The organism is Candidatus Electronema sp. PJ, from assembly GCF_048287395.1.
Lineage (GTDB): Bacteria > Desulfobacterota > Desulfobulbia > Desulfobulbales > Desulfobulbaceae > Electronema.
Window position 1 is genome coordinate 1 of the sequence record NZ_JBLWEO010000008.1, and the last position, 6,130, is coordinate 6,130.

General features: G+C 55.7%; 8 protein-coding genes. 1 reads left to right on the forward strand and 7 read right to left on the reverse strand.

From position 1 onward, the window contains the following. Positions 1–244: 244 nt before the first annotated feature. The 6 genes from ACNKIB_RS01080 to pstS form a co-directional block, all read right to left on the reverse strand. Positions 245–718 carry a DUF3368 domain-containing protein gene (locus ACNKIB_RS01080; protein WP_417908690.1) on the reverse strand — a complete coding sequence of 158 codons (474 nt, stop codon included), beginning with the start codon at positions 716–718 and terminating at the stop codon, positions 245–247. Continuing rightward, positions 715–969, reverse strand: a complete 255-nt coding sequence (locus ACNKIB_RS01085; protein ID WP_417908691.1) for a UPF0175 family protein — start codon at positions 967–969, stop codon at positions 715–717. The genes ACNKIB_RS01080 and ACNKIB_RS01085 overlap by 4 nt, the downstream gene beginning before the upstream one ends. Before the next feature lie 18 nt (positions 970–987). Continuing rightward, positions 988–1,833 (reverse strand): phosphate ABC transporter permease PstA, encoded by an 846-nt coding sequence (gene pstA / locus ACNKIB_RS01090; RefSeq protein ID WP_417908692.1) that lies wholly within the window; start codon positions 1,831–1,833, stop codon positions 988–990. Then, positions 1,830–2,792 carry a phosphate ABC transporter permease subunit PstC gene (pstC, locus tag ACNKIB_RS01095; protein ID WP_417908693.1) on the reverse strand — a complete coding sequence of 321 codons (963 nt, stop codon included), beginning with the start codon at positions 2,790–2,792 and terminating at the stop codon, positions 1,830–1,832. The genes pstA and pstC overlap by 4 nt, the downstream gene beginning before the upstream one ends. A gap of 172 nt (positions 2,793–2,964) precedes the next feature. Continuing rightward, positions 2,965–3,219 carry a hypothetical protein gene (locus ACNKIB_RS01100; RefSeq protein WP_417908694.1) on the reverse strand — a complete coding sequence of 85 codons (255 nt, stop codon included), beginning with the start codon at positions 3,217–3,219 and terminating at the stop codon, positions 2,965–2,967. A gap of 30 nt (positions 3,220–3,249) precedes the next feature. Then, on the reverse strand, positions 3,250–4,311 hold the full coding sequence (gene pstS, locus ACNKIB_RS01105; RefSeq protein ID WP_417908695.1) for a phosphate ABC transporter substrate-binding protein PstS: 1,062 nt from the start codon (positions 4,309–4,311) through the stop codon (positions 3,250–3,252). A 232-nt stretch (positions 4,312–4,543) separates the two neighbouring features. On the opposite strand from pstS, the gene ACNKIB_RS01110 reads away from it, so the two are divergent. Continuing rightward, positions 4,544–4,669: a hypothetical protein gene (locus ACNKIB_RS01110; protein ID WP_417908696.1), complete on the forward strand. Its 126-nt coding sequence runs from the start codon at positions 4,544–4,546 to the stop codon at positions 4,667–4,669. 256 nt (positions 4,670–4,925) lie between these two features. Here the strand turns inward: ACNKIB_RS01110 and ACNKIB_RS01115 are convergent, their stop codons facing one another. After that, positions 4,926–5,462 carry a rhodanese-like domain-containing protein gene (locus ACNKIB_RS01115; RefSeq protein WP_417908697.1) on the reverse strand — a complete coding sequence of 179 codons (537 nt, stop codon included), beginning with the start codon at positions 5,460–5,462 and terminating at the stop codon, positions 4,926–4,928. Positions 5,463–6,130: the final 668 nt, after the last annotated feature.

Sequence of the window (6,130 nt, forward strand, 5' to 3'; positions counted from 1 at the left end):
AGCAGCTGGAGTTGTTCCAGCAGAAAAGCTCCCCGTATGAAGATGTCAATAAGCCGCAGTAATTGCATAAAACAGGCCGCAACTTAAACCGCCTTGGGCGGTTCACCTTACCAAGCCTCCGGTTTTACCGGAGGTGCTTGACTGCTGGCCGATGACTTATGCAAGAGGTCTAGTAACGTAGGCTGGGGAGAGCAACATCTCCGCCAGCATAAGCACCTAGACTGCCTCTGTCAACAGGAAACAGCTACTCCCCGCACGCACCCTTCAGCCGCTCAACAAGGCGGGGGTGATAGCGCAGGCCATTCCGCTGCATCTCCGCCACGCAGCGCGAGAAGGACGCAATCATCCCCTTCCGCTTGGCGTTGAGCAGGATGCCCAAGGTGCCGATGACGGCAAGGCCGAGATACTCCGCTACATTGCGGCCAATCTTCTCATCAATCACGACCAGATCGGCTTTATGCTCACAGGCGGCATGGATGGTGTGCTTCTCGCCTTTATCCAGCTCAAGCAGAGGCAGGCTGCTGACATCAGGAGACGACGGCGCAAGCTGTATCCACGGCAGGCCCGTCAGCTCAGGCACGGCGATCAGTCCGCCTGCGCGGCACTCCTCTGCAACTTCCGGCACAACGCGCACCGTGCCGAACAGACGCGGCAGCAGCTCAAGCTGGTCAATGGAGGACAGGGCGATGAACGGCGTGGTGTTGGAGAAGACAATCACAGCAGCCGCGTCTCCCGGCGGACATCGTCCGCTGAATCTTCCAGCAGAGCGGCCCCCTGCTCCATCGCCTGCACAAGAAAAACCGCTCTGGGCATGTCCAGCCACTTCGCCGCCATGCCCGATGAAATCTTCCCTTTCTTGAACAGGGCAACTGCCGCCTCCAGCTTCACCATTTCCGCAAGGCGTTCAATGTTGACGTGCAGACCTAGCAACAGTTCAGCGGGACATTCTATGCGCATGACTTTTTCCATCACCATCTCCAAAAATTTCTATTTTCTCTTCCCGCCCACAATCAAACGCGCCGTCAGATTCAACAGCAGCACAGTGATCATAATCACCAGCGACGCGCCCCACGCCACCTGGTTCCAGTCGTCATAGGGGGACATGGCGTATTGGTAGATGGTGACGGTCAGGTTGGCGACCGGCTCGTTGAGAGACTTCATCATGTAGGGGCTGTTCAGGGCGGTGAAGAGCAGCGGCGCGGTTTCGCCGCTGACCCTTGCCACCGAGAGCAGCACGCCGGTGATCAGGCCGGACTTGGCCGCCCGGAAGAGAATGCTCAATGTCGCCATCCAGCGGGGATTGCCAATGGCAAGGGCGGCCTCGCGCAGGGCGTTGGGCACCATGCTCAACATGTCTTCGGTGGTGCGGGAGACAACCGGGAACATCAGGATGGCCAAGGAGACTCCGCCCGCAAAGCCGGAGAAGCGGCCAAAGGGAAAGACGAGGATCGAATAAACGAAGAGGCCAATGATGATCGAGGGAATGCCCATCAGCACGTTGACCGTGAAACGCACCCACGCGCCAAGGCGGGTGTGCTTGCCGAACTCGGCTAAATAGACCCCGGCCAGCACGCCTGTCGGCACGCCGATCAAGATGGCGATGCCAGTCATCAGCACTGTGCCGATGATGGCATTGGCAACGCCGCCGCCCTCCATGCCCGGCGGGGTGGGCAGCTTGGTGAAGAAGTCCCAACTGATTGCCGCGATGCCGCGCTGGATGACGACAAACAATATCCAGCCGAGAAAGAAGATGCCAAGCAAAGCCGCGCCGAATGAAACGGCCTTGACCGTGAAATCAAGCAGCTTGCGGCCCTTGTCTGAACGCCGTGTCACAGCAGGTCACCTCCCATCTTTCGTTTCACCCGCTTCATCCAGAATTGCGTGACCACTTGCAGGCCAAAGGTCATCAGGAAAAGCACCAAGCCCAGCTCCATCAAAGCACTCATGTACAAAGGATCAGCAGCTTCAGCGAACTCGTTGGCCAAGCGCGAGGCGATGCTGTTGCCTGCCTCAAAGAGTGAGATGAAGAGGTCGCTGCTGTTGCCGATGACAAAGGTCACAGCCATAGTTTCGCCAATGGCCCGGCCCAAACCGAGCAGGCAGGCTCCGATCATGCCCTGAATGCCGTAGCGGATGGTCACATCCTTGGTCACTTCCCAGGTGGTCGCGCCCATGCCGTAGCCCGCTTCTTTCATTACATCCGGCACCATGGCAAAGACATCGCGCATCACCGTGCTGACAAAGGGCAGGATCATCAAAGCAAGGATGATGCCTGCGGTCATCATGCCGATGCCCATCTCCGGCCCTTGAAAGAGCGGCAGCCAGCCAAGGTATTTCGACAGCAGCGGCTGCACATTGTCGGCCATGAAGGGAGCGAAGACGAACAAGCCCCACATGCCGTAGATGATGCTCGGCACTGCGGCAAGCAGCTCAATCGCGCTGCCGACCACGTAGCTGACTTTGGGCGGGGCTAATTCAACCAGAAAAAGGGCGATGACCATGCTCAAAGGCACGGCCAGCAGCATGGCGATGGCCGTGGACATCAGCGTGCCGTAGATGCTGCTCAGTGCGCCGAATTCGTTGCTGACCGGATCCCATGCCTTGGAGAAGAGGAAGCTGATGCCAGAATGCCGGATGGAAGGCAGCGAGTTCCAGAGCAGGGAGGCGAAGATGCCTGCCATGACAATCAGCACCAACGCAGCGCAGGCGGCGGTGATGCCTCGGAAGATCATGTCCGTGCTTTTGCTGGTCTTCCAACCTTGGTGCCGTTCGATTTGGCTGTGGTGCTCCATCGTCGTTCTCAGAAAACAGATTGCGGGCAGGAAAACTGACTTCCTGCCCGTTTGTCGCGTTGCCGTTCAGGGCTGCGGACCATAGCACTTATGTCCGACGGACTATAACGCTTACATCGGTGGGACATAAGCACTTAGGTCGGAGCGACCTAAGCACTATAATCGGCGCGGCTCACAGCTTTTCCTCTTTCAGGCAGAACAAAAGCTCGTCCAGCTTCATCGAGCGCACCCGTTTCGGCAGCCAATGATGCTTTTGCATCAGGTAGTAATGCACAGCCTCAAGGCCGGACACATGCTCGTACTTCTCGCGCTTGGCCAGCTTGTCGCCGAGTTCCGCCAAGAGCTGCACGTTGATGACAGGTGATGCGCCCTTGTGCTCCGCCTCGACCAGCTCGGCCTCGGTATGAACCTTCTTGCTTTTCGTCATGTTGCCGCTACTCCTTGCTTGTTGCTTCAATCAGTTCGCAGGCCAGCCCGGCTTGCCGCCAGCGGTGACATCCTTGGCCCAAGCCGCCTGCACCATCTGGATTACGTTCTCCGGCATGGCGACGTAATGCAGCTTCTCGGCGGTCTCCTTGCCGTGCTTGTAGGCCCAGTCAAAGAACTTGAGCATGGCTGCGGCGATGTCAGCCTTGTCATGCTGCTTGTAGATCAGGATGTAGGACACGCCGGTGATCGGCCAGCTCTCTTTGCCCGGCTGGTCAGTGAGGAAGAGGCCGAAGCCTTCCTCAGCTTTCCACTCGGCGTTGGCCGCAGCAGCCTGGAAGGTGGCACTGGTCGGCTCAACCTCGCCGCCGTCGCGGTTCCGCAGCTTGACATGGGAGAGCTTGTTCTGCAAGGCGTAGGCGTACTCCACATAGCCGATAGAGCCGTTGACCTTGCGCACATAGGCGGACACGCCCTCGTTGCCCTTGCCGCCCACGCCAACCGGCCATTCTACGGTCTTGCCCGCGCCAATCTTGTCCTTCCACTCCGGCGAAACCTTGGCCAGATAGTTGGTGAAGATGCTGGTGGTGCCAGAGCCGTCAGCGCGGCGCACCACAGTGATCTTCTGCTCTGGCAGCTGGAGGCCGGGATTCAGGCCGACAATGGCCGGGTCGTTCCATTTATTGACTTTGCCAAGAAAGATATCCGCCACCAAGGCGTTCGTCAACAGCATCTTGCCCGGCTCAATGCCTTTGACATTGATGATTGGTACCACGCCGCCCATGATCATCGGAAACTGGAGCAGCCCGGCCTGATTCAGCTCCTCGGTCTTCAGCGGATCGTCAGACGCGCCGAAGTCCACAGTCTTGGCCTTGATCTGGGCGATGCCACCACCCGAACCGATGGACTGGTAGTTGACCTGCACGCCGGTCAGCTGATTGTACTTGTGCGCCCACTGGCCATAGACCGGGAAGGGAAAGGACGCGCCTGCGCCGTTGATGCTCACGGTCTGGGCTGCTGCCGGGGCGATGTTGAGGGCTGCCATGACGACAGCTGCTGCTGCCGCCATCCAACGAACTGCGTTCAGCTTCATAATAGGTTCCTCGCTTGTGGTTGGCTTCTTGTTTTTCCTACGATAAACGACTTACGTTTCAGCTTCAACCTTTTCCTGAGTCAATATGCTCAGGTTGTGTTAGGAAAAGATGAGGAAGAGATGAAAAATGCGTTGGTCTAAATAAATCTCCTGCATAAGGTAACAGGAAGGGTTTACAGCAGATAGCAATCAGGTTAAAGCAAAGTTCACATAAGCAAGGGAAGAGTCCTACTTGTTTGCCAAGGAATTTGGCTCGACCAGAAAGGAGTTGTACTTGGCAGCAGAGGAGTTCGGCTTGGCCAAACTGCTTTCCTGGTCAGCCGCAAAGGAGTTTTGCCGACTAAAACTCCTTTCCTAGTCGGCAAGATTCCTTTGCTACTCGGCCAAACTCCTCTTCTGCCGAGTACGACTTCTTTCCAAGTCGGCAGAACTCCTCTTTGGCCAAGCTAAATTCCTTTGCCAGCGAGCAAGAAAGGAATATTAACTCATGGTTATGCGAAAAAAACCGCAACAGAAGAAATCGGTTCGCTCTCCACTTCAACCTGATTGTTGACTTCTGCAAGAGGTCTAATAAAAAAAGCCGCCCCCAGAGGGAGCGGCTGATGGCGAAGCTGTTATTTCGCTACTTCGGTCGGGTATTTTGCGCCCTTCCAGGCAAAGAAGCCACCCGGATTGCGCAGCACGTGAGTGTAGCCTAGCTTCTTGGCCCATACTGCACCGTTGTGACTGCGTGTGCATTTAACAAAGCCACAATAAACTACAATGGTTTTATTTTTATCTGAACCAAGCAAGGCAGCGTAATCATCCTGCGTTTTGCCACCGGTTTCCTTGCTGTCCCAGGCAGTCATGATCGGCACAGGGAAAAGGAAGTGCTTTGCACCAGGTAGATGCTCCTTTTGATAGCTTGCCTCATACTCCCTCGCATCAATGACCAGAATTTTTTTGTCAGCATCAATCAGCTTTTTTAGCTCTTCCGTGGTGATTAAGCCGTAGCCGCCCTCAACTGTTTCGCGGGCCAGTTTCACTGCGGCCTGCTCGGTTTCCATTTCCTTCTCAAACTTACTGCTGTCAACATCAGCGGCTTGAACTTTAGTCATGCCGATAGCCAGACAAACAGCGGCAAGCAGTAGCATCCTTTTTCTTGCATTCATGGTATTTCTCCTTTGGTTGAAATGAGTTGAACAGCGCAGCGACTGCGGGATGCAATCGCCAATTTCAAAGGATGCAAGCGGATAAGCTGCTGAAAGACAGAACAAAGAGGCAGCTTCCTGCTTCAAGCATCCGAAAAAGGTTTCGCGTGTTAGCCTGGATCGGCGGCGCGTCCTTGTCGGAGTTCCTTGAAGTGAGAAGCCGTGGGATAGGCTAGTTCAGGAAAGAGGGAAAGGAGCTGCGTTCGCCGTCAGCTCGCCCAGACCGGGCGGCTTGTACAGGCGGAACACTCAATATCTGGTGTAATTGCAGCGCATATTTTCCTGTTCAGTGAGGCGCATTCAAGAGGCTATACAGAGATCGTCCTAATGATGGTAATCTATTTGATCACAGGCGGCAAGTGCAACTTCAAAGGAGGTCGTTTCAAACGAGGCATTCAAAGCACCGAACACAGCGTTTGAAAGTTTGAGTGCTCCCTGAGAAACAACGCACCGCTCTTTTTTGTTTTCAACAAACTACTCGATATGGTATGTAGATACCGTCTTGCCTGTCAAGAGGAAAGACCTCCTGCCAGGCAAGACGGCGGATAATTTGGCTGGTAAGGAAGGCGTGTTTTCAGCACGCCGAAGCAGAGATGAACGAGCTTGCGCATGGCGGCGCAGAGAGCGGA